This is a genomic window from Mesobacillus zeae, assembly GCF_003570705.1.
Lineage (GTDB): Bacteria > Bacillota > Bacilli > Bacillales > Cytobacillaceae > Mesobacillus_C > Mesobacillus_C zeae.
Window position 1 is genome coordinate 281541 of sequence record NZ_QWVT01000029.1, and the last position, 25873, is coordinate 307413.

18 protein-coding genes and 3 pseudogenes are annotated in these 25873 nt (G+C 34.4%); 13 read left to right on the plus strand and 8 right to left on the minus strand.

The genetic code is table 11. The features are described 5' to 3' along the window. Positions 1-541: 541 nt before the first annotated feature. From D1970_RS17295 to radC, 4 genes and pseudogenes are all read left to right on the plus strand, one after another. Positions 542-1036: a hypothetical protein gene (locus D1970_RS17295; protein WP_119114109.1), complete on the plus strand. Its 495-nt coding sequence runs from the start codon at positions 542-544 to the stop codon at positions 1034-1036. A 109-nt stretch (positions 1037-1145) separates the two neighbouring features. Next, on the plus strand, positions 1146-2102 hold the full coding sequence (locus D1970_RS17300) for an SPOR domain-containing protein (RefSeq protein WP_181213198.1): 957 nt from the start codon (positions 1146-1148) through the stop codon (positions 2100-2102). Between the two features lie 461 nt (positions 2103-2563). Further along, entirely contained in the window at positions 2564-3136 is a 573-nt protein-coding gene (locus D1970_RS17305; protein WP_119114156.1) for a Maf family protein, read from the plus strand. Between the two features lie 55 nt (positions 3137-3191). After that, positions 3192-3716: pseudogene (gene radC / locus D1970_RS17310) on the plus strand (RadC family protein); the annotation flags it as partial. A gap of 125 nt (positions 3717-3841) precedes the next feature. Here the strand turns inward: radC and D1970_RS17315 are convergent. After that, a complete protein-coding gene (locus D1970_RS17315; RefSeq protein WP_119114112.1) occupies positions 3842-4030 on the minus strand; it encodes a hypothetical protein in 189 nt (62 codons plus the stop codon). A 323-nt stretch (positions 4031-4353) separates the two neighbouring features. Here D1970_RS17315 and D1970_RS17320 point away from each other — a divergent pair, with 323 nt between their 5' ends. Both D1970_RS17320 and D1970_RS17325 read left to right on the plus strand, forming a co-directional pair. Further along, a complete protein-coding gene (locus D1970_RS17320; protein ID WP_119114113.1) occupies positions 4354-6393 on the plus strand; it encodes an STM2767 family DEAD/DEAH box helicase in 2040 nt (679 codons plus the stop codon). 2 nt (positions 6394-6395) lie between these two features. Next, a complete protein-coding gene (locus D1970_RS17325; protein WP_119114114.1) occupies positions 6396-7109 on the plus strand; it encodes an STM2766 family helicase-associated protein in 714 nt (237 codons plus the stop codon). Between the two features lie 699 nt (positions 7110-7808). On the opposite strand, the gene D1970_RS17330 is transcribed toward D1970_RS17325, so the two are convergent. From D1970_RS17330 to D1970_RS17340, 3 genes are all read right to left on the minus strand, one after another. Continuing rightward, the gene (locus tag D1970_RS17330) at positions 7809-8834 is read right to left on the minus strand and encodes a DUF4179 domain-containing protein (RefSeq protein WP_119114115.1); all 1026 of its coding nucleotides are present in this window, start codon (positions 8832-8834) and stop codon (positions 7809-7811) included. Next, positions 8827-9360, minus strand: a complete 534-nt coding sequence (locus tag D1970_RS17335) for a sigma-70 family RNA polymerase sigma factor (RefSeq protein ID WP_119114116.1) — start codon at positions 9358-9360, stop codon at positions 8827-8829. Before D1970_RS17335 ends, D1970_RS17330 begins: the two co-directional genes overlap by 8 nt. A gap of 80 nt (positions 9361-9440) precedes the next feature. After that, complete coding sequence (locus D1970_RS17340; protein ID WP_119114117.1) at positions 9441-10013, minus strand: recombinase family protein; 573 nt, start codon at positions 10011-10013, stop codon at positions 9441-9443. Between the two features lie 155 nt (positions 10014-10168). On the opposite strand from D1970_RS17340, the pseudogene D1970_RS17345 reads away from it, so the two are divergent. Then, positions 10169-13133, plus strand: a pseudogene (locus D1970_RS17345) (Tn3 family transposase). Between the two features lie 168 nt (positions 13134-13301). Further along, positions 13302-14720: an ApeA N-terminal domain 1-containing protein gene (locus D1970_RS17350; RefSeq protein ID WP_119114118.1), complete on the plus strand. Its 1419-nt coding sequence runs from the start codon at positions 13302-13304 to the stop codon at positions 14718-14720. Between the two features lie 625 nt (positions 14721-15345). Here the strand turns inward: D1970_RS17350 and D1970_RS17355 are convergent. The 4 genes from D1970_RS17355 to D1970_RS17370 are packed head-to-tail and all read right to left on the minus strand — an operon-like array spanning position 15346 to position 22158. Beyond that, positions 15346-15990, minus strand: coding sequence for a hypothetical protein (locus tag D1970_RS17355; protein WP_119114119.1), 645 nt, complete (start codon positions 15988-15990; stop codon positions 15346-15348). Between the two features lie 4 nt (positions 15991-15994). After that, positions 15995-17644 carry a tyrosine-type recombinase/integrase gene (locus tag D1970_RS17360; RefSeq protein ID WP_119114120.1) on the minus strand — a complete coding sequence of 550 codons (1650 nt, stop codon included), beginning with the start codon at positions 17642-17644 and terminating at the stop codon, positions 15995-15997. After that, entirely contained in the window at positions 17641-20877 is a 3237-nt protein-coding gene (locus D1970_RS17365) for a hypothetical protein (RefSeq protein WP_119114121.1), read from the minus strand. The genes D1970_RS17360 and D1970_RS17365 overlap by 4 nt, the downstream gene beginning before the upstream one ends. 36 nt (positions 20878-20913) lie before the next feature. Then, the gene (locus tag D1970_RS17370) at positions 20914-22158 is read right to left on the minus strand and encodes a site-specific integrase (protein ID WP_119114122.1); all 1245 of its coding nucleotides are present in this window, start codon (positions 22156-22158) and stop codon (positions 20914-20916) included. 168 nt (positions 22159-22326) lie between these two features. Here D1970_RS17370 and D1970_RS17375 point away from each other — a divergent pair. From D1970_RS17375 to minC, 5 genes and pseudogenes are all read left to right on the plus strand, one after another. Then, a pseudogene (locus D1970_RS17375) lies at positions 22327-22494 on the plus strand (JAB domain-containing protein); the annotation flags it as partial. Between the two features lie 159 nt (positions 22495-22653). Next, on the plus strand, positions 22654-23676 hold the full coding sequence (locus tag D1970_RS17380; protein WP_119114123.1) for a rod shape-determining protein: 1023 nt from the start codon (positions 22654-22656) through the stop codon (positions 23674-23676). Positions 23677-23717: 41 nt separating this feature from the next. Further along, positions 23718-24593, plus strand: a complete 876-nt coding sequence (gene mreC, locus D1970_RS17385) for a rod shape-determining protein MreC (RefSeq protein WP_119114124.1) — start codon at positions 23718-23720, stop codon at positions 24591-24593. Next, complete coding sequence (mreD, locus tag D1970_RS17390; protein ID WP_119114125.1) at positions 24590-25108, plus strand: rod shape-determining protein MreD; 519 nt, start codon at positions 24590-24592, stop codon at positions 25106-25108. Before mreC ends, mreD begins: the two co-directional genes overlap by 4 nt. 83 nt (positions 25109-25191) lie before the next feature. Next, complete coding sequence (minC, locus tag D1970_RS17395) at positions 25192-25872, plus strand: septum site-determining protein MinC (protein ID WP_119114126.1); 681 nt, start codon at positions 25192-25194, stop codon at positions 25870-25872. Position 25873 lies beyond the last annotated feature (1 nt).

Below are 25873 nucleotides of genomic sequence, written 5' to 3' on the forward strand. Positions count from 1 at the left end.
ACCCTAGCTTTCTTAATGGCTTTTTTCGGTTAAGAATAGGTTAACCCGCTGAGATTGATCGTATACCTAATTCCAGGTGAGTAATTATTTTCACAGAAAAAAGAGCTTAATGGCTCTAAATCAACAATAATTATTATGTACAGAATAAACAAGTGCATAATTATGGCGATAATCCGTTAATCGTATTTTTAACTATAACAATACTTCAATCCTCCCTTTTTAATATTTGGTGATGATTGTTCTTCATCTAAATTTTGAAGGGAGTTCTGACTTACGTGCCTAGTAAACTTCTGCAGAAAAGAAAATGTAGTTTCTTCTTCCCTTTTTTCATTAACTTTTTATTTTGGTGTTTCCTTATAGGAACAACCAAAAGAGAAAAACTAATGCAGATAATCATTAAACTCTTGTTATTATACGTTGCCATTTTTATCTTGATTATTATAATAAGTTGTCAATATACTAACAACGATATCCTCCATATTTACTTTTTGTTTTTTCGCTTCAACTTTTATTCTACTCTTTAATTTAGATGGTACAGCAAATGGACCAGCTTGTTCTGGATATAGAAGAAGCGGAAATTATTTCAGGGAGCGAGATTGATTCAATAGAGTTTGGCACAGAAGAATCGACCACTCAAGATTCAAAAGAAGATGTTGGAAATGAAAACAGACAGAAAGCAGAAGGGGAACGGCAGGCTGGAGAAACGGTAAAGAAACCGAATGGTGTGGAGACAAATAGCAAAACTGTCAAAGTAGCTGCATCGAATTATTTTGAACTGAAAAGCTTTATTGAGACACTTGAAGGCCTTCAACGGATCATCACAGTGGACAGCATAGATTTCAACGGTCCCGAAGAAATCACTTCCTGGAATCAGGACGCTGGGAATATAAATTTTACTTTGACACTTTCAGTTTTTTTTATGTCAAGTCTCAATGATTTAAAAGAAGGACTGCCTTCGCTGGAAATTCCGGAGCCTTCCAATAAAAAAAATCCATTCTATACATTTGGTTCTGTTCTGCAAAATGGCCAAGAGTAAAAAATTTGACGAAATCCTTAAGGAACGAGACGACAAAAGTCTTGTTCTTTTTTTTTTTCTTTATGCTAGAATGGACAAACTTACGAAGGAAATTGGGGGGGACATAAAATTGGACAAGCGCGGAAAAACCATTACGATTAAAATCAATGGCGAGGATCGTCCGTTTAAACGTACCCAGCAGGCAAAAGGGAAGGAAAGGAAACGAACGATTCCCCCTGGGACTGATTTGAAGGTGGGACACTGGAAAGAAACCGCTGCTGCCCGTGAAAATGATGATGAAAGCTTCGATTGGATTCTGCCAGATCCTGTACATAAAACAGAAAAAAAGGATCATGATGCCGGTAGTGATCGTGTCAAAAAAGAAAATGGAAGCTTTAGGATGCCTGCATTAAACAAAAGCATCAAACATTCCGGAATGGCAAAGAGAGTCCTTGGTGCGGTTGCATGTGCAATCGTTATCGGTGTCGCTCTTGGATATGCCATACTAAGTGTTGTGACGTCTGGAACAGCAGCTCCGGGACAAAATGAAGCTGCATCCCTGCAGGAGGATGCTCCGGCTGCCGTGGGAAAGGGAACTGCCAAGCTTACGCCTATTGAGACATTTATTATTCAAGGGGGCGTCTATACTTCGATGGATTCGGCGGAAAAAACCCAAAAAGATATAGAAGCAAAAGGAATGACAACGGCCATTATTCAAAGTGGAGGCAAGTACACTTTAATATTGGATGCAGCGCCTTCAATTGAAGTAGCAAAGCAGAAGGCAGCCGAAATGAAGGGGAAAGGGATAGATGCCTTTGCAAAGCCAATCACAATCGGCGGAGGACAAGTCAAAGGGGTCAGCAAGGAAGAAACGGAAATTTTAACATTGGTGCCCAACGCGGTACAAGCAATGCTCACGCCTGGTGATGTAACTAAAGCAAAAGAAATTGCTGGCACTCTCAAACAAATCCCTGAAAAAGATATAGAAAGCAAAAAAATAAAGTCAATCAAGACAAGCCTTTCACAGCCTGCCAGCCAAGGTGAACTGCTAAAGGTCCTGGCGGCATACAGCGAATTGGGACAATAAAACATTCCAAGTATAACAACAGTATTTTCTGGGAAATAGTTTATATAAGAAAAGCGGAGGCGCCCGTTAAGCGCCGTCTGGACTGGAGCACACCGGCACGAGATAAAGGAAAATGAAAAGCGGAAGCGCCTTGAATAGGGGAGGAAATCTGCCATTTCAAGACCAGTACGAACTCCTGTTAAAGCTGGAAAAGCCGCATCATTAGGTTAATAAAAGCTCATCTCACGCAACATCCAGGATCGTTCTGCCTTACTAGCATCTCCTGTACTTCGTCGTAGTTGAAATAGGCGAAGTCCACTAGACGCAGGAACCAGACAGTTATAAATAGGGTCTGCCGGTGTCGGCAGACCCTATTAAAAATTTTGTCGGCTTTTGCCGGTTATCATTGTAGGAAGGGAAGAAGTTTGTTACCATTAATTTGTATCTCCCTAAATTATGCTTTTTTCAGGAAAGGTGATATCATGCAGAACCTCATTTTAGCCTCAGCTTCTCCACGGCGAAAAGAACTCCTTCAGAATCTCCACCTTACTTTTGACATTTCCGCGAGCGATGCGGATGAGAGTTTGGGCAGCTTCCTGAGCCCGGCAGAAGCGGTCATGGAGCTGGCATCGCGCAAGTCTCTTACTGTCGGAGCCAAGCATCCTGATTCTTTTGTCATCGGTTCTGACACTGTTGTTGTACATGAAGGTACAATACTCGGCAAACCAAAAGGGGTGTCCGAGGCAGAATCGATGCTGAAAAGGCTGTCCGGAAATACTCATTCCGTCTACACTGGAGTTTCCATCGTTTCCCCTGAAGCCGAGACCCGCTTTTTTGAAAAAACAGATGTTACTTTCTGGGGGCTGTCAGATGCAGAGATTGACGCCTACATTAAAAGCGGAGAACCATTCGACAAAGCTGGCGGCTACGGAATTCAAGGCTTTGGAAGTTTTCTCGTCAAGGAAATTTCCGGAGACTATTACACGGTTGTCGGTCTTCCTGTTGCCAGGACAGTACGGGAACTGAAAAGAGCCGGCTTTATTCTCCCGTTTTAGCAAAGCTTCACTCGATCTCTGAAGCTCCCGGTCACATGACAGGGAGGAATTTTGATTGCAAAATGAAACGTTCTTGATCAGGGATTATCCGCAAAGTGAAAGGCCAAGGGAGCGCTTTATCCTGAATGGGCCACAGAGCCTGTCAAACCATGAATTGCTTGCGCTGGTGCTCGGTACCGGGACAAAGAACGAACCCGTCCTTCAGCTTGCCAACAGACTGCTCTCACAGTTCGAAGGGCTGCGGCTTCTTAAGGATGCCACACTTGAGGAACTTACAAGCATAAAAGGCATTGGCAAGGCGAAAGCAATCCATATCCTCGCTGCAGTTGAAATTGGCAGAAGGATAGCTAACCATACTATTGATGAAAGGTATGTCGTCCGCTCCCCGGAAGACGGGGCAAAATACCTGATGAATGATATGCGATTCCTACCCCAGGAGCATTTTGTCTGCCTGTATTTGAATACAAAAAACCAGGTGATCCACAGGCAGACCATTTTTATTGGTAGCCTGAATGCTTCCATTGTCCACCCAAGGGAAGTTTTTAAGGAAGCTGTCCGCCGTTCTGCCGCTTCAGTCATCTTCGCTCAAATAGGCAAGTAAAAATTGAGGCGAAATTAAATTTTATTGTGAACTAGAGCTTATTTTAATTTCGCCCAAACTTCTTTGGCGAAATTAAAAAAGAGTATACATTTGTATACTCTGAATTACACTTTAATATTAAATTCCTGGATTAATTCATTTAAAATAAAGTCTATAGATTGTATTTGTCCAGTTAGATTTTCTCTTAAACATACATATTCATTTTGAGTTAATTGCCTGATTAGGATCTCTTTTCTAAATTTCAATCTGTTAATATAATCCTCAATTTTTCCACGGCGGAATGTCTCGGCCATTTTTATCACTCCTAATCTTATATGCATACGAATGTATACAAATCATAAGTTTTGTGTATTTCACTAATTTTCGATATTACAATTATATAATTTATTGTAGAATTAAAATAAATTTCCTTCTATAAAAGTTAAAGCTTTCTGTTCATGTTCATTTAGAAGGTGGAATTACAGGTATTATTATACCTATCCAACAATTTTAGATGAAAAAATTCAAATGTAAACCTTCAAATATAAAAAGGGAATCTATTTAATATTTTTCAGTTGAAAGAAATCCCTAATTATTTGTAATGGATAAAAAATTAAAGTGGGGGTAAGGTGATTAAATGAGCCAATTAAGTAGCTTTTTTTATAAAAATTTAGAAAAAAGTACTCCAAAACTGGATAGTTTCATTAATGAAATTTTTAAGTATGCCGTGAATAATCAATTCCAGATATATATAATGGATAGACCTCTTATGGAAAAAGAAACGGATTATGATACTGATAGGTTTATATTAATACTAAGTCCATTTCATGCTGTTACTATCGTTAGTCTAGATAATTCTAAAGACACTGATGAATTCGAAGAAATTGTAGATTATCTTATAGAAGATATAGGATATTTGGGTAAGAAATTTAAATACAATGATGTTATTGGACGGCCAAATAAATGGCGAAAATATTTAAAAAAGTTTAATTTTGAGGAGTTAGGATTATTAGATTCGGAAGAAAAGATATACAGTTTTTTTAAGGAAATTGAATACACTGATTCCGAAGAGAAGAGAAAAGTAGATCTAATAATTTCACTAATTACCGGTAGTATAAATGATATTAGTAAAATTGGAAATGAGGTTCCTGAAACCTTATTAGAAAAAATTAGAAAAAAGATAGTATTGTTTGATGGTGATCAAACAAGGTTTATTTATGAAGAATTGAGTCAAGACATTGTAAAGATTCAAGGATTAGCAGGTACAGGTAAAACAGAACTTCTCTTACATAGATTAAAAGAGCTGTACACTGAAAATGAAACAAATAGAATAGCATTCACATGTCATAATATTGCTCTTGCGAATAAATTGAAATCTCGTGTTCCAGAGTTTTTTGATTTTATGAAAGTTGAGGAGCAAATTAAATGGAATGAACGTTTGTGGGTATTTCATGGCTGGGGCTCGCAACGGAATCTTAATAATCTGGGTTTATATAGTTTAATATGTAGTATTTATAAACTCCCATTTTTTAATGCCAGTGAAGGCAGTTTCCAAAGTGCTTGTAAAAAAAGTTTGGCCCATTTGTTGAAACTTGAGGAAAACGATGTCGAAATAAAACCATATTTTGATTATATATTGGTAGATGAAGCACAAGATTTTCCTGAGGAATTTATTCAATTATGTCAAAAAGCAACTTCTAAAACACTATACTTAGCAGGAGATATTTTTCAAGATATTTTTGATATGCAAAAACTAGCTTCTGAACCTGATTTTTCATTAAATAAAGTATATCGTACTCATCCTAAAAACTTAATGTTTTCTCATGCTGTTGGTATGGGATTATTTGAGCAACCTACTATCACTTGGCTAGAGGAAAATGGTTGGGATGCATGTGGTTATATAACTGAATTTGAGGGAAGGAACTATAAATTAACAAGAGAAGCTATATTGAGGTTTCAAGAGCTAGAAATGGAGGGCTTAGATTATACCAAAATTATTAAAATTCCTCAAAGTGAGATAATGAATGGTATTATAAGTACAATTTATGGAATAAAAGCTAAGCATCCAGACGTTCGTCCAGAGGATATAGCAGTTATTTTTACTAAGGAAAGACTTTCTAGGCATGATTATGAATTTGTAACTTATCTTGAAGCTAATCTTTTTAGTGAATTTGGTTGGAATTCAAGTGTAACTTATAAAGATAAAAAAGTTGAAAAAGATAAAATTATAATATCAAATAAAAACAATATTAAAGGATTAGAGTTTCCATTTGTTATTTGTGTTGTTAATCATAAAATAACACGTAATTTTGCTGAGCGAAACACGTTATATATGGCTCTAACAAGATCATTTTTAACTTCATACTTAATCATACAGGAAGAATATAATGAAGAAATATTAACAAATTTTACAAATGGTCTAGATATTATTAAAAGGGAAAATGCAATTTATACTTTAGAACCAACTAGTGAAGAAAAAGCACATCAAAAAAGACGATTAAACGATATTAAGCAGCCTAAGAAGTCACAATATGAAATTTTATATGAAATTTTTACCAACTTAAATTTAGACTATGTTGACCAATCTCGTATACAATCGGCTATCGGTGCTCTTAACGTTCAGACTACTGATTATAGGGCGTTAGAGAAATTAGTATTATCCATGCTGGAGGTCTGAAATTGCTAAGGAATTCCTATAACATAACTAGTTTTGAGGCCTTAGATGAGTTAGTACATTCGAGAATTAAATCTAAAAGTCAAATTATAACTATTTTAGTATCTTCTTTAAAGATAATATTAACTGATTTAAACCCTACTGAAGAAAGTGGAGATACTTTTACTTTAAGATATTATGGTCTGAAGAAACGAATGTTTTTCACTATATACGATAAAGAGGAAAAAGTATTTAAACATTTTTCGTTTATATTTCCATTCAATATTAATTTCGTTGATACGAATGTCTATTTTAGTATTAATAATAGAGAGATAGAAATCGACTTATATATTCTTGAAATTTTATCAACACTTTGTAAAAATAATTGGTTCTCAGATAATAATGAGGATAATCATGATATCTTGTCATTTATAGAAAGTTATGGAGATTTATTATCTGATTTTAATATCTCGGTAGATTTAGAAACGGATTTATGGTCAGTTATAAAATGTCTAATGACATTTGAACCAGGTTATATTAGATATGATTATGATGTGGATAACTGTGAAGAGTTTATTCACCCTCTTCATCATATAGATATTTACTATTCAGATGTAGGTACATTTAAATTAGGATTCGACGATAGCTTTAAGATTAATGATAGATTAAGCTTAGAAGAGTTTGAGGATATATTATTAGACGGAAGGTCTCGTGCTTCATATTGCTACTCACTAAGCTAATGAAAATAAGTTGTTAGAAACCAAAGCAAAGTCTGTATGTTAATAATAAACTTTGATTAAAAAATCCTGTGGAACCACAGGGTTTTTCCTAAATATAAATTTACGGATATTTTAAATTATATAGGCGGAGCCAAAGGGAACCTCCATCATCACCTTATGATATTACGATCAGCAAACCTTATACGCGTACATCTGTCTAGTAATAATCAATTCTATCTCAGTACACGTACAGAATTTACTACTGAATTAAACGAGAAAATGATAGATTTTATTCAAAATACTGATGCATAGCATTGTCTGTGAAACTAAGTACTAAATTTTAAAGAATAATGGATTGAGAAAAAGCCGAGGTCCTTCACGTACAGGAAATCGGCTTTTTCTTTATAAAATTTTGCTTAGCGTACGAAATTCGCGTTTTGTTGGTGCTACCCCATATCGATGTTATTTACGATTACATTTGTTTTAAACCTTCATGTTTTGTATCCTCTAAACGGGGTACCGTCAGGAAAATGCGGATTTACAACGTTAAGAAAGTTTAAAAAGCCGAATTCCAATAGCTATGGAATCCGGCTTTCATTATGGTTTTTAATAAAACTCGTTATTGTCCTGATCACAGGGTTACTGCTCTAGTCCTTATTCAACCGTGTTCGTTAGCTTAAGATACTCCCGCGATATGAGTAAACGAAGCAAACGAGGTCATTATTTACTTTTATTTAAAGGAACGACTAATTCTAATTCCTTTATTTCTTCACTAAAGCCTTCACTATTTGTTCGACTTGGCTTTAGTGTAAATGATTTTGGTATCGTATCCATTGGAGGCAAAGTCAGTACCATATGATGACCATAGTTCCCAACAGCCATGCCTGCTTGTAGTTTCAGTTTATCATATACATGACCATTATCATCGACTACAGAGAAATCAAACCATGGCCAACTATCGTTTTCATCCATTTCAACAGGATAATCAATCGTTAGGTCTATTCTTGTTGATAGAGGTGAAAATGTTACTTTGTCGGCTGTTAATGTATAAACTTTATCAATCGTTTTAGTTGTAGCCTTTGGATAAAACTCAAACATATCGCCTTTTATTTTTTCAAGTGGGAAAGCCACCTTCAATTTCCCCTCATAGCCAAATAAATCTTCTCCATGGACCGCAACCTCAATTTTATCGCCATATTCATTATAATTAGAAAAGGTAAATTGATGATGTTCAATTATTGTATTCGAGTTTATGTCATCTTGCCCTGCTGACCCACTCGCTGGTTTAACTTCTTGTCCATTAATTGTTATATAGCTAAAGCCGGCCTTTTCTTCTTTCATCGAAAGTTCTTTTTGACCTGTGTAAACAACTGTTACGATTATCCGGCTACCATCATAAGTTGCTTCTTTTACAGTCATTGTTAAGCCGTTTTTACTATCCTGTTTATCAATTACTGTCGTAAGTTGATCGTGTTCAATTTTATCTGAGGCAATGTCTCTAAAGTCCTTATAAATCGGACCAATTAGGGGAATATTTGACAATGCTTCCGCCATGCCTGTTGAAACAAATCCAGAACCAAGCAAAGATAGGCATAACCCACACGCTACCAAGATTGACCGTTTTGTGGTTCTTCCTACTTTTCTTTTTTTCTTGGCTTGAAAGATAGCCATCTTCTCCCTTGCCATTAGCTTTTCAACAGGTACATTTATGTTGTCGATAGATCGATTGAATTTGTCTTTATTCATAAAGATAGCCCTCCTTTAAAATAGGTCTTAGCTCTTTTTTCGCTCTATTTAAGTGTGATTTCACAGTTCCTTCCGGATAATTCATGATGGTGGCAATTTCCTTAATGGACAAATCGTGATAATACCTCAACAAAATAATGGTCTTAACAGTAGGATTTAAAAATTTAAAGGCATCTGATAAATCCATCGAATGCATAATAAAATCAACATTTTCAGAAGCGATTAATTCAGTAAAGATTTCCTCATTATCTGTAGTAAAATGGCGGGACTCTTTCCGAATAAAATCAATCGATTTAAAAACTAGAATTTTTGTAATCCAACTCGAAAAACTTTCAGGTTTTTTTAATGTCTTTATTGAAATATAGGCTGTATAAATTGTTTCTTGATAGACATCAAGAGCATCTTGTTCATTTCTAACATATGCATAGGCTGTTCGGTACAGCTTTTGTCGAACAGAACCAATCAGTTGTTCAAATGCTTCATCATCACCTTTTTTTGCTTTTTTCACTAATTTTGCTAGATCCATTTTGGTTCTCCTCTCCGTTACACAATAAAGTCGAATGAGGAAGTTAATCGGTTGCAAAATAATTAAATGTATTAAAATTGTTATCCATTATCTTTTTCCATTTCCTTTAGTCTACGATAAAATGCCGCCTGACTGATTCCTGTAATTGCACATATCTCCTTTACAGTTTTATTGGTAGTTTTACGTAATTCAATGGCATGATTCATACCTTGATGCTTATCTGTATATTTTTTAACTCTTCCTCGATATTTCCCCTTTTGCTTGGCCAATTTAATTCCTGAACGTTGCTTCTCTTTAATCATTTCTCGATCTAGTTCACTAAAGGCTGCCATTACCGTTAAAAAGAATTTACCAGTTGGTGTTCTGGTATCTATTCCTAAGTTTAAAATAACAAAGTGTATATCTCTTTCTCTAAGTTGTTCAACTAATTGCAGTAACTGAAGAGTGTTTCGACCAAGACGATCCATTCGTGTCACAACTAATGTATCATCAGGAGCTACCTTGGAAAGAAGTTCATCTAAAAATGGCTTTTGTTTAGAAACGCCACTTATTTTCTCCTCCACAAGTTCATCTACTCCGTATTTTGTAAGTTGATCAATCTGGCTATCTAGATTTTGATCTTGTGTACTTACTCGAGCATATCCATAAATCATTTTTATCCCTCTTTTAATCTATAATTTTGATAAGTGTTATTGAGAGTCTATTAAGCTAATAATATCAAGGAGCCAAAATTCTATCAATAGAGTACACTCTATTGATATATAATTGAACTAATAAATTGAAAATTACAGAAATGGGATGATACTTAATGAAAATTGCCAGAGGTAGGGAATTGCTTACACCTGAACAGAGACAGGCTCTTATGCAAATTCCTGAAGATGAGTGGGTGCTAGGAACCTACTACACTTTCTCCAAGCGAGATTTAGAAATTATAAATAAACGAAGAAGAGAAGAAAACCGGTTAGGGTTCGCCGTTCAATTAACTGTTCTTCGGTATCCCGGTTGGCCGTACACTCATATCAAAAGCATCCCAGATTCGGTCATACATTATATATCAAAACAAATCGGTACCACTCCATCTTCACTTAGTCATTATCCTCATAGAGAAAATACACTTTGGGATCATTTGAAAGAAATTCGAAGTGAATACGACTTTGTAACTTTTACGTTGAAAGAATATCGAATGACATTTAAGCATCTTCATCAATTAGCTTTGGAAAATGGTGATGCCATTCATCTACTACACGAATGTATCGACTTTCTAAGAAGAAATAAAAGCATTCTGCCTGCTATCACTACACTTGAAAGAATGGTGTGGGAGGCAAGAGCAATGGCTGAAAAGAAGCTATTTAATACGGTTAGTAAATCTTTGACAAATGAACAAAAAGAAAAGCTTGAAGAGATCATTACATCGCAGCATCCATCCGAATCCAATAAAACGATATTGGGTTGGTTAAAGGAACCACCAGGGCATCCTTCACCCGAAACATTTCTGAAAGTAATAGAACGACTCGAATACATACGGGGAATAGAATTAGAGACGGTAAAAATTAGTCATCTGCATCGCAATCGCCTATTACAGCTATCTCGTTTAGGTTCAAGATATGAGCCATATGCATTTCGTGACTTTCAAGAAAATAAACGATATTCGATATTAACCGTCTATTTATTACATCTTACTCAGGAGTTAACGGACAAAGCTTTTGAAATTCATGACAGACAAATACTTAGTCTGTTATCAAAAGGCCGCAAGGCTCAAGAGGAAATTCAGAAACAAAACGGTAAAAAACTGAATGAGAAAGTTATACACTTTACGAGCATCGGACAAGCCTTAATCAAAGCAAAAAAAGAAAAATTAAACGTTTTTGAGGTTTTGAAATCGGTTATTGAATGGAATTCTTTTGTTTCTTCGGTGGAAGAGGCTCAGGAGCTTGCACGTCCTGCCGACTATGATTATTTAGATTTACTGCAAAAACGATTCTATTCACTTAGAAAATATACACCCACGCTATTAAGAGTATTGGAATTTCATTCTACAAAGGCAAATGAACAACTATTAAAGGCTGTAGAGATTATCCGAGGAATGAACGAATCTGGGAAACGAAAGGTACCCGATGACTCACCAGTGGATTTTATTTCAAAACGTTGGAAAAAGCATTTATACGAGGATGATGGTAAAACAATTAATCGTCATTATTATGAAATGGCCGTTTTAACAGAACTTAGGGAGCATGTTCGGGCAGGAGATGTTTCCATTGTTGGTAGCAGACAATATAGAGATTTTGAGGAATATTTGTTTTCAGAAGATACATGGAACCAAACGAAGGAGAATACGAGATTATCAGTTAGTTTATCATTCGAAGATTATATGACGGAGAGGACCAGCAGCCTTAACGAAAGGTTAAAGTGGTTAGCTGCCAATTCCAACAAGTTAGACGGGGTTTCTCTTGAAAAAGGAAAGCTGTCACTTGCACGCTTAGAAAAAGATGTTCCAGAAGAAGCTAAGAAATTTAGTGCCAGCCTGTATCAGATGCTACCAAGAATAAAATTAACCGAACTACTGATGGATGTTGCCCATATAACAGGATTTCATGAACAATTTACACATGCTTCTAACAATCGAAAACCAGATAAGGAAGAAACAATCATTATTATGGCTGCTCTTTTAGGTATGGGAATGAATATTGGATTGAGTAAGATGGCTGAAGCCACACCAGGACTTACATATAAGCAACTAGCGAATGTGTCTCAATGGCGCATGTATGAAGACGCAATGAATAAAGCCCAAGCTGTTTTAGTAAATTTGCATCATAAGCTACAATTGTCATCTTATTGGGGAGACGGCACAACGTCCTCATCAGATGGGATGAGAATGCAGCTAGGAGTTTCATCACTACATGCAGATGCGAATCCTCATTACGGAACAGGAAAAGGAACCACCATCTATCGATTTACAAGTGATCAATTTTCTTCTTATTACACAAAGATTATTCATACTAATTCAAGGGATGCCATTCATGTTTTAGATGGTTTGTTGCACCATGAGACCGATCTAAACATAGAAGAGCATTATACAGACACAGCCGGTTACACAGACCAAATATTCGGATTGACCCACTTATTAGGTTTTAAATTTGCTCCAAGAATAAGAGATATATCGGACTCAAAATTATTTACGATAGATAAAGCAAGTGAGTATCCAAAACTAGAAGCTATTTTACGTGGACAAATAAATACAAAGGTCATTGGAGAAAATTATGAGGATGTTTTACGATTAGCCCATTCAATAAGAGAAGGAACAGTCTCAGCATCCCTTATTATGGGAAACTAGGTTCCTATTCAAGACAAAACAGCTTAGCTACAGCTTACGTGAGATGGGCCGAATAGAAAAAACGATTTTTATTTTGAATTATATATCGGATGAATCGCTAAGAAGAAAAATACAAAGAGGATTGAATAAAGGGGAAGCCATGAATGGGCTGGCAAGAGCTATTTTCTTCGGAAAACAAGGTGAGCTTAGGGAACGAACGATACAACATCAATTGCAAAGGGCCAGTGCTTTAAACATAATTATCAATGCCATTAGTATCTGGAATACCCTACATCTAACAAAAGCAGTTGAATATCAAAAACAGTCTGGTAGTTTTAATGAAGAATTATTGCACCATATGTCGCCTCTAGGTTGGGAACATATTAATTTGCTAGGAGAATACCATTTTAATTTGGAGAAAATGGTCTCGGTAGATTCTTTAAGACCACTGAAACTTTCTTAACGTTGTTAAAAACAGGGGAATCGTCAGGAAAATGGGCTTAGCGTTGTAAATCCGCATTTTCCTGACGCTACCCCTAAACAAACTGAAATAGGTTTATTGAGTTGCTATATTTTTCTATTTATAGATACAATAGAAATAGTTATCAACGCTATTTATGGTGGTGAAAAAATGAAAGTAAATTTATCGGCAACAGGTTTTTGGAGGATTAACAATATAGGAAAAAAATATACAGGGGACTTATATTTAAATGAAGATGAAGGTGGCATATTATTATATATTCGTATACCTAATAATGGTCCTATCATGAGTTACTTAGAACTTCCTCTTGAAATTCCTTTTATTACTGGTACTACAATTAATGGTGCTGAAATTACTCTTCTCAATTGCTCAAGAATAAGTACTAATAGTAGAGTAGGGTCAGAAGAAGTATTTGGATATAAGGCTCAATTCATGTTTAATGGTGTAAATTTCAATGAAGAAGAGGATATCAAATTTTCTAAAATGATAATATGCATACCAGGGATAATTCAATGGGGTGATGTTTCAAACTATGTAAGACCTGATTTGGACAAAAAAATAGATTCTCTTATAGATTTAAAGATTGTAGAGCCAGTCGAAATATACTCAAATGAAACTTACAGTATATACTACTATTTAACCTTTAGTGAACCATTTCATCTCATGAAAGAGGAGATAACACTAAAGCAAACGCCTCATCTTATAATCGAAGCCCAATCCACACAAACAATAGAATGGTTTATGAAAACTGCTAACCAAATGAAAAGACTTATAGAGATAGCTGTAGGTGTCCCTTTAAACTATGGCTCGATGATCGTTGAGAGCCCCGATGTTTATTATGAATTTGAAGATGATGAGAAACATATTCGACCGCTAGAAGTTTTTCACGCTTATAAACACGCTTTAAATATTGAAAATAGCACTAAAAAATTAATAAAACATGATTATCTTTTTAGCCTGAGTGAACTAAAACAAGCAAATTTTTCACAATGGCAAGAAGTAGCAACTATAATGGAACCTATAATAGAACTCTATATTGACAGTTTATACAACCAAAATTTGTCAGTTAGTCGGCATTTTTTGAACATGGTACAAGCATTGGAAACCTACCATTCTCGAAGAATTGCTTATTCTCTTCAAGATTATAAAAAAAGAGTAGAAAAGTTATTAGAAGTGAGGCCTGAAACCTTTCGCAATCAAGATAGGGAGTTCTTATTGGATGGGTGCAAAGATTTTGTTATATTAAGAAGCCGTCTGGCAGATTTATTACTAGCAGACCATAGGTTCATATTTCATACCGGAGACTTCAAATTAGTAGAATTCCCCCAGTTAATAGCTAAAACAAGGAATTACTACACACACTATAATCAAAAACGAGAAGATAAAACTCTTAAAGGTGAAGATTTAATAATTGCTTTCCACATCCTACGTAACATATTAGAATTCTATTTACTAAAAGAATTAGGATTTAAAGAAGATTTTATCCATGAAAGAACAAGAGAAAGGATAAAACCAATTATGATTAGTAACGATATAAGAAAATCCGATAAGAGAAAAAATAATCAATAATCCCTAGCGCGCCACTGACTGAGCGCATATCAGTTTAGAGATATCCATTTTTGGTTCAGGGAAAATGTCCTCTTTAATCGCATTAAATAATCGTAATTTATCTTGATCAGAAAGATCTGCAAATTTTTCGTACATATCTAGCCACATACAATGCACCCTCTGTTATAAAGATTTCCAACATTATAACAGTTTTACCTAGAAACAACAAAATATGCGAACAGAGCCATAAATTAAGACTAAAAACGCTCGGATATTCCGAGTGTTACCAGAGTTTTAGGAGCAAGCAAATGTAATATCTGATTATGAGGCAGCAATTGTACAGGCTTGTAGATGTGTCGAAGCGTTAATAGGAAAACCGCCTAAAAAAGAAAAATAGAATGACGTGCACTGTATTTGGAGAGACGGGCATGATAGCCTATTATGGCTGAGCCAGATAAGCTTTGGTGCATCTTGGCTTCATGGCTCATCATCTTGCCCGTAGAGGCTCCATGTAAGTGACAATGTGCATGTTCTAATTTTCAGTATAGTGTTCATTTCAATTCAGCAAAAAGTGTTCAAAGTTATCTGACGGTTACAAGTTGGTTCTTATGCCCGGAATCTGATATATTTCTAGTAAACTTTTTAATTATTTTTTCAGTCTATTCTTAAAAAAGTCAGCAACATTATTTTGTTTTTGAGATTCTTTTTCCTGTAATAAAGAAAGGTAATCAAAGGGGTTTGTGAATATATTGTTTAGAGCAGAATCAAAAAATTTAAAATTTTCAGGTGTAGATTTGTTTAGAAAGTAGTGAAAAACCTGTGATATTAATTCTTGTTGCTGTTTATTCAATGTTTTTTTATTTTCATATGATTTTTCTAATGATAATATCCTTTCCTCCTTTATATTAAGCTCTTTTTCAAGCTGTTCTATTTTATTTTGCTTAGATTCTAATTCGTTGAAAAGAGTTGTTTTTAGTACTTTATTTGTGATTTTATTTTCTATTAGCTTTAATAAATTTTGAAGCTCATATTGTTTTTCATGTCTTTCAAGTTTGTGAGTTAGAACTGAATTTACCTCATCTATTAATTTTCTGCCTGTCCGATCCTTTTTCCTCCAAAATGATTCTGATGGTAATTGAGTTATCTCTTTATTTTGATATAGTTCAATACAATAATTATTCAAATCACTATATTTAATCTTTTTCGATACACTATGCTTTAGTACGTAACTGTTTATTATTTCTTTAGCTTCAATTTCAGTTAGTATTGGTTTCCGCCCTTTATTAGTCATATAATTAATAGATATTCCTTTCAAATTGGATTAGTTTTGATAAATTATGGAGTTCTGATTTAACTTTTTGTAATGTTTGCTGTAAGTCTTTCTCGTTTTCTAGATGTTTGGGTGTCAGGGTATTTAAAACTGTATTTGTATGAATTTTATAAATAAAATTCATAAGTTCATTTAGATTGTTTCGATTCTTATTCACTTTTTCGATAATAAGATTATGTTTTAATTTTATATCATCAAAATCAATTCGCCAGTGGCTACAAAGCATACATTCTTTGGCTTCACAACGAATAAGAGAGTCGCTACAATAGCCGATTTCTAATTCGCCTCTAAAGCTTGATGTAGGTGATTCAAAGGCCTTCAATTTAACGTTTTCTGGAATATATCTAATATTATTGTTATCGAAAGTAGATATGTTTTTATAGTTTTTAATTAACTTAAATACCTCGTTATCAATCCAGTATTCTTTGTGAAAACTGTAATGATACTGTGCTGCTATTGTTTTATGACCACCCAAACGTGCTATTTCAACAGGTGAAATACCTTGCATCATAAGTGAAACAAAAGCTATGTGACGAGTATCATTTGGACTTAATCTTTGATTTAGAGATAAGTTAATTTGATAATATTCGTTAATAACTTCTTTATAGAAACGTTTAAGTAACTTTTCTAAATTATTTTTATTGAAAGAGTTTAGGTTTCTTTTTTGAAGTCTTCTACGTTCTGTATTATCAACGTAAATTAAAGATCTATAAGAGATAAGTGTTTCACTTTCTCCATATTCTTCAGTAACCTCAATATAATTATTTATTAAATTATACATACTTTCATTGATCTCAATTTTAGTATAATAATTATTTTTAACTTCCTGGTCTAATGGTTTTTTAATTCTAGTTATTGTAATAAAATATTTGTTGTTTTCTTCCGAAATACACTCTCTTTTTATTAAACAAAATTCAGTAGATCTCATTGGAATAATTGTAGTTAAATTCCACCAGATTAAGATCGGAGAGAAAAGGATTTTCTTTTTTATAGTTTCTTCAACATTAAACAATTCGTCTTTTTCGATGTCAGCAAAATATTTCTCTAAATAATATGAGAATATTAAGATATATTTTGATGAAGGTAGACTAATGGGATTTTTACTGAATTTAATTTTATTTCGTATATCGTATAGTTTAGTAAGATATTTACTTGAATTGGAAATTTCACTAAAATCAAAAAAACTAAAAACAGTGGAAAGAACATAAGTTTTTTCATTATCAGTGATTTGATCTTCATGAAGCCATTCTACAAAATGATCTATACGATTTAGAGAGAAAAAGTTTGTAATATTAATAGCCATACAAAAATAGTGGAAATAGTGAATACACGTAGATGGTCGGTATTTATCAAGCAATGAACCTATCCAACATTTTATTAGTAATTGACCATCTTGGGTTAAACCTTTGTTAATTTTTCCGAAATCTAGTTTAATAGATCTTCCTGGACTATATTCATGTGAGAATATCCAAATGTCATCGTGAATTGAATTCGATAGAAAAATACCTTTTGCTTTTAGCTCTAATATTAAATTGATAACGTAAGTAATTTCGTATTCGGATAAATAGGGCGTATCGAAAGTAGTAGTGGACTTTATTGTTGTATTATCACTCACCTTTCATCAACTCCTTTTGGTGCATAAGTAGCGTATTCTTGTATAGGTTTTTTTGAATCAATATTATTTAATAAGTCTAGCAACTTAATATAGCCCTGTTTATTTCCTTCGAAAAACCCTAACACTACATCTTCGCCAAGCTTATTAACCAAATCATCTAAAATATCTAATTCCATAAACAAAAGATTTACTTGTTTTATCTTTTCAATTTCGAAATTAGTATTGTTGAAGTTATTCTTAAACTGTTCTAATGTGTGTGTAACGCTAGAGACTATGTTAGCTGTAGCATAAAAATTTGGTACAGAATAAACACAGTTCTTACAGTCTAAACCAGTATTAAGACAACCTTCTTCTGAAACAATACATTGGAAATTTTCATCCTTTCCCGGTAAGAAATTCTTTTGAAGCTTATTTAAAGTTTCGAATGCTACTTTTGATCCTTTATAAATAAATAACTCGATTATAGATTTTTTTTGTTTGAGTACACTATTTAAAAAACCTGCGGTGGATTCAATGTTATAAATATCTTTGAATACTGATTGTAATTTTTTTATATTGTTTGTTTCAATTGTCAGATCGCTTGTACTTCCGAAAACTATTTCACTAAGCATTTTTGGTATATAACCAAATACTCCACGATTAAATAAGTTTATGGAAAGATTATTAATATCTTCGTCAGGGATATTAATATATACATTGGTTGATTCCACACTTTTATGAGAACGGAGTCGCTGGGTAATGTTAAGGGCTGCGCCACTATGTTTTTCCGTTTTTAATAGTGTATACATGATAGTAAGCAATGTTCTATTCATCTTTCTGTTTTTAAATTTGAATTCTTTAGGAAAATCCTTAAAGAAACTATTAGTATGAGTGTCGAGAAAATTATTTTGTTTATTATTAAAATAAATAATATTATCTAAAGTAGGATAGCAATGTTGATTTATTAAATGACAAATTACATAAGCGTTAGCAACAGCGACCTTAATGTCATCAGATATGAAAAAATTATTGATAGCCTTAGTTTTAGAAACAATGTATTCTTTTGCTAAAAGTAAATTAATGATTTTGTTTACTTCATCGTTGGTAAGATCTCTATTTATAAACTTCTCTAACGAATTTATGTTAAGAAAAGAGATATTAATCATTTTTATATTACATATATCTCTATGTCGCCAAGCGTTATTTAGGTGTAACAGTATATATAGCCAAGAATAAGCATATTCGTTTGATTGTTTTAATGTGGGAAAGTTTATTCTAAGTAAACCGTCATTTATTGCAGGTGCTTTATGATTAAGTTTATTTACATATGAATATACTTGCTTAAAAGTAGTGTAGTCGTATATATCCATATCTTGATTTACAGTTCTAGTGGTATTTGATGAATTTTTAATTTTACTTATTTTGAATGCGCCTTTAATATTATCTTGAATTAATTGGTGATAATGTTTATTAATAAAAGGTAATATAATATTTCGATGAGTAATTGGAATGTTTGAGTTTAATAAACAAAAATTTATTTCATTGCTCGATTTTAGATATAATTCTGAATCCGAAATAAATTCTGATAATAATTTAGTGCATTTTACTAAGGCATTTACAAAGTAAGGTACAGTTTCTTTCGCTTTATTGTTATATTGAATTGAATCGGTACAGTAATCAAACCAATATTGTTGTGTAACAGATGATTTTTCATGAAATTTAATGTTATATATTTTTAGTAGTTCATTAAAAGCCGAAAGTGGATCATGATATGATATGGAATCTAATATTTCTTGATGTTGTTTCTGTTTTAATAGTACTTCGTACTCTGATTTAGGAAAAATTAAGAATGTTGGAGAGTCTACATTGAAAGCATATCTTTCAATACCTGTTGGTTTTTTTTTACTTGTAAAGTATCGAGTGTAGTGTTCTCCAAGTGTTTCAGAAACTAAAGAAGAAGGAACATAATTCTCCCTAAGATACTGTTTGAGTTTAAGCAAATTATTTATTTCTTCTTTGTAGTAATAGGTTGTATTGTGGAAATTATAAAAAGTCAGTTTAGTCTCTTTTCTAATAGTGATTAGTTCACTATCTGATACTTGTAATAATTCAAATACTTGTTTTAAATAAAAGAATTTATCTTTTTTTCCAAGGTACAGCCATGTATCGTCTTTGTTAAACATTTCAATAATGTCTTTTTGTTTATATAACCTAAGTCGGGTGTGTAAATCAATGTGATCAATGTTATGGTGATTGATCAGAAAATTTAATTGATGAAAAGTTATGCTATATTGATTAACTACATCTTTATTGGAAATATAAGTAGATAGAAAATCATTAATATGTACTTTTTTGAAATAAATATTATCCCCTAGAAGTTGCTGACTGGTTTTAAAATACTTTATATTCAATTTTTCGCACATTTTTAATAAATTTGGGACAAAAGTATATTTTAAATTAGTTAGTGAAGTTTGATGCGTACCAAATAATTTTCTAATCTCCGTTAATGTGTAGTAATTATTAGATGAATTTAGATGTATCCTGTAAAACGATGAGAGAGAATGATAATCTACATATAAAACTTTTTCATGATTTTTAAAGTGGTTTATTGAATTTTTGAGACATAGTTTATATAAAGTTTCATTTTTTTTAACTAATTTAGAAAAAATATTACTTCTTATTATTGTTGTGCCTTTGACCCATTTAGCTTTCCGTTCCTTAGAAGAAAACTTATTTGAAAAGTTTTTTAATTTGGTTGAGTAGGACTTAGGAATGTATTCTGTGTTTTTTGAGATTCTAATCAAATTTGTATTCTTTAAATTTACAAAGTTATCGTAGATATAAATATTGATGCTAAATTTTTTTAAAAGTTCATCTTTGGTATATACATTAAAAAGAAATTTTTCTACATCTGATTTAGCGAAGTATAATGAGTTTCTGTAATTAACAGTATTAATTTTATACACTTGATTACATTTAGAGAGTATTTCGATTAATTGTTTTCTATAAGATGTAGTACTAGAGGCTCTACAAACTGTTTGGAGAAAACTTTCAGTATTAAAGTAATTCTCTGATAAGTCATTTTCAATCTGAAAAATTTCGGTTACTTCATCTCGATAAAAATAGATTTCCTTGTTAATTCGAAAAGTTTTAAGGTAGCCTTCCTTAATAAGAAGCTTTATTTTATGTTTAGTTGCAGGAATATTTTGTTTGTTGTAAAAAAACGAGGATAATTTAATTAGATTTCTATCCAAATTACTTCCACCTTTCGATGTGAATTATTCTCATATTTAATTATTGAAATATTCTTCAGTTAACTTGTTTATTCGAGGCAAATTGTCTTTAATTGCATTTAAAGTTGTTTTTTCGTCTACATATTCCATAGATGAATTAATATTAGTATCACCTCTAGCGATGGCTATTTGAGTAGGTGTAAGTTTCATATCAAATAGAATATTACTGTAAATGCCTCGGCCAATATGAGTAGACCAATAACTCTCACTTAATAATGTGTAATCTTCATATTTACCTTGCTTTAATAATTCCTCTAAAAAACGTTTTTTTACTTTATTAAACCTTCGATCATAAACTTTACCAGACATTGCATTCCCATCTTTATTTAAAAACATTGCTTTTTTATTTTTAGCTTTCACAGTTCGTAGGTGATTAATATGTTCAAAATATACTTCCCATACTAAAGGTATATCCATTATTATTTGTTTGCATAATCTAGGGGAGAGATAATTTGTTCTTTTTGGAAATTCATTTGATGTATCCTCTAAATCCGAGAATAGGAGATGTCTATTATCTTTAATATGAACTATCATAGATTCATTTGGAATTACCTCTAAATCTAATCTAGTAACATTTACAACCTCACCTCTACGTAATCCACCATAAAACTGAAAACAAATACCTAAAACGATATCTGGTGAAACAGCTCTAGCTACCTGTATGAATAAAATCATAAGCTCATAACGATTCTTACCGAAATCTTTTAATTTTAAGGTAGTATTTGATTTTCTTGAAGGAGGATATTTGGTTTGGAGATAACTTTTTTCAAATACCGATTTAATTGTTCTTTTATCTTTGTAATAGTTATATTCAATTTCTATCTTTTCATTGATATAATTATTTTCACTTAGAAATACAAAAAAGTTAGTGAGTGCTCCTTCATACAATTTGATTGTGTTCCGAGATAAGCCATTTCTTGATAGGTGAGAAATATAATTACTACCATGATATAGATTCAGATTCTTTAATCCTTTAAATGATAGCTGCATGAACAGTTTGTCTTTATTATCTATAGATTTAAGGGTATAGTTTAAAAAGCGGCATACTACTCGGGCTGGTACTAATTGTGAGTTTAATGATTTACCATGATATGCATATTTTACAGTTATAAACTCTGTAATAGGGTGCGGTACTTGAAGGTTTGTTTTTTGGTCATGGATCATTATTGATATAACTTTATTATTGTTAGCAATCTCTCTAATTTCTTTTGCTATAAACTTGTACGATTCACTTAACTCCATTTGATTCCCCCTCCTTAAATGTTAATGATTATAGATTAACTTTTTATAACAATTAATACTAAATTTAGCCTTTATATTTAAAATAGGCGAAATTGTTAAATGTTGCAATATTAATGGATAGATGATGAAAAATGTTACATATAATTATTAACGCCTATAAGTGTACCTATAAGCGCCCATAATCACCCTTCAGGAGACCCTTCCCCAAGCAGGGAAGATATTGAAGTAACAAAGAGGCTGGCCGAATGCGGAAAAATCGTAGGAATTGAAATACTTGATCATTTAATCATCGGGGAGAATAAATATGTAAGCCTCAAGGAAAAAGGTTATGTTTGATACTATGATTTTATTTGACGTTGGGATATAATATAATTTATGATTTTTGCGGCGAATTTGAAGCTGCAAATGCTTTAGTCAACGACTGAATTCTAACGCTGTCATGATAGATAATCAGCACTTTAAAAAGCATTTTTTTTCAAGAAAGGGAGATACAACATGTTTGGAATTGGGACAAGAGACCTGGGAATCGATCTTGGGACTGCAAATACACTTGTTTATGTAAAAGGAAAAGGAATCGTGCTTCGCGAGCCATCTGTTGTGGCTATGCAGACTGACACGAAATCGATTGTAGCGGTCGGCAACGACGCGAAAAACATGATTGGACGGACACCGGGGAATGTTGTGGCTATGCGCCCGATGAAAGACGGAGTCATTGCTGATTATGAAACAACAGCTACAATGATGAAGTATTATATTAAACAGGCTACAAAAAATAAAAGCATTTTTGCCGGCAAGCCGTATGTTATGATTTGCGTGCCTTCCGGGATTACAGCTGTTGAAGAGCGGGCCGTCATTGATGCTACCCGCCAGGCAGGTGCAAGGGATGCTTTTACAATTGAAGAACCCTTCGCTGCTGCAATAGGGGCGAACCTTCCAGTTTGGGAACCGACAGGCAGCATGGTAGTGGATATCGGCGGCGGCACGACTGAAGTCGCGATCATCTCGCTTGGCGGAATCGTTACATCCCAGTCCATCAGAGTTGCCGGTGATGAGATGGATGACGCTATTATCAGCTATATCCGTAAAACCTACAATTTAATGATCGGTGAGCGGACATCGGAATCCATTAAAATGGAAATCGGTTCAGCTGGGGAACCAGATGGAATCGACAACATGGAAATCCGCGGACGCGACCTTTTGACAGGTTTACCGAAGACAATAGAAATATCGGCTGCGGAAGTGGCTGTAGCCCTTCATGATACTGTTTATTCGATTGTCGATGCTGTTAAGCTCACGCTTGAGAATACACCGCCTGAACTTGCTGCAGACATTATGGACCGGGGCATTGTCCTGACTGGGGGGGGAGCGCTTCTCCGCAATCTTGACAAGGTGATTGTAAATGAAACAAAAATGCCTGTCCTGATTGCAGAAGATCCGCTTGACTGCGTTGCCATTGGTACCGGAAAAGCCCTTGACCACATTGACTTGTTTAAAAACAAAGCTAAAGAATCACGTTAATGCTGAATGAATTTGTTTAACTAAAATAGAGGTGTAGAGTCATGCCACAATTTTTCCTGAATAAAAGATTGATTATGCTGCTTGTCAGCATTATTATCCTCGTGGCATTGATTGGGTTTTCCTTAAGGGACCGGGAAGAGCTGACCTGGCCGGAGCAATTCGTGAAAGACACGACCGGCTGGGTCCAATCCCTGGTGTCACGGCCGGCCCATTATATTGCCGGGTTTTTTGAAAATCTTGAAGACTTGCAAGATACATATGACGAGAATAAAAAGCTGAAAAAGCATCTTGATGATATGGCTCAGCTTGAAGCAAAAGTGTATTCTCTCCAAAAAGAAAACAAAGAGCTGAAAGACATCCTTGACAAGAAAGGTTCCCTCCAGGACTACAAACCTATGCAGGCAACCGTTATTGCAAGGAGCCCTGACCGTATTTGGCATGAAAAAATCATTATCAATAAAGGGAAATCTGACGGCGTCAAAAAAAATATGGCGGTCATGACGTCAAGAGGGCTGATTGGCAAGATAAAAAGCACAACTCCTTTTACCTCCACAGTCCAGCTTATGAGCGGGTCTGATCCGACTAACCGAATTTCGGCGGCTCTCCAGAGCGATAAGCAGATTTATGGCACTATTGATGGCTATGATGAGCAAAAGAAACTGCTCTTGTTAAAAGGCCTGCCGTTTGATTCGAAAATCAAAAAAGGGCAGAATGTGGTGACTTCGGGCCTCGGCGGTGTCTTCCCGCCTAACGTGCCGATTGGCAAAGTCCAGAAAGTCGAGCCCGGTGAACTTGGCTTGAACCAGACTGCTTATATCAAACCTGATGCGGATTTTTATGATATTCAGCACGTTATGGTTTTGAAAAGGCTGATGCCTTCTCCGCCAGCGGCAGCGATTGGGGAGGGGGGACTGTGAAACGGATAACTGTCCCCCTCTTGTTCATTTTTTTGTTTTTGCTGGAAAGCCTGTTTGTGGACATCATTCCTCCCGAGGTCTTTAATAGCGGAAGGGTAATGGTTCCGCGTTTTCTGATGGCTGCAATTTTCTTTTTAACGGTTTATGGAAATGCGAAGCAAGGAGTCATTTATGGTTTGATATTCGGACTTTTGTTTGACATGGTTTATACGGAAATCCTTGGCGTCTATCTTGTCTTGTTTCCTTTGCTTTCCTATCTTTTCGCGAATGTAATGCGAATCCTTCAAACAAATGTTGTTGTCGTATCTGCAGTTTCGCTAATAGGAATTGCGCTGCTGGAAGTCGGCGTATACGAGATGAACCTTTTAATCCATATTACGAATATGGATTTTTCAAACTTTGTCAGCGTTCGCTTATTCCCTACCCTTGTCCTCAACATGGCATTTCTAGTGCTGGCGGCCTACCCATTCAAGAGACAGTTTGAGAAATTTGCCGATTTTTTGCGGAATGATTAATAAAAAAATCGTTCCCGCAGCAAAAAAAAGGAGATTGTAATTAGGCTGTCGAATCTCTTTTATCATTGAGGTGAACATCCTGTATGAAAAATACACAAAATGTAACAATTAAAGGGACTAAAGACGGGCTTACGCTCCATCTTGATGATACATGCTCCTATGAAGAACTAAAAAAAGAACTAGACAGAAAGCTTGCTAACACAAGCAAGGCTCAGGAAGAGGATAGGCTTTTGACTGTTAAAGTTAAGGTCGGGAATCGATACCTGTCACATGGTCAGCAAGAGGAATTGAAAGATTTGATCCGTCAGAAAAGAAACCTGCTGGTGGATGTGATTGAAACGAATGTCATGACAATAGCTGAAGCAGAGGAACTAAGACAGGAAAATGAAATTGTATCAGTGGCAAGGATTGTCAGGTCAGGCCAGGTGCTTGAAATAACCGGAGATCTCTTGCTGATTGGTGACGTCAATCCTGGCGGAACGGTGAAAGCGAGCGGAAATGTATTTGTCATGGGCTCTCTTAAAGGGATCGCCCATGCTGGCTGTAATGGAAATGAGCAGGCAGTCATTGGAGCATCGTCTATGAAGCCGTCCCAGCTCCGCATTGCCGGCTGCATTAGCCGTGCTCCGGACCAGCTTCCTAACGAAGACGGAAAAGCCATGGAATGCGCGTATATATCTGAAGACCAGCAGATTGTCATAGATAGATTGCAAACTTTAATGAAGATTAGACCGAATTTAACAAGATTTGAAGGAGGCCGCTAAA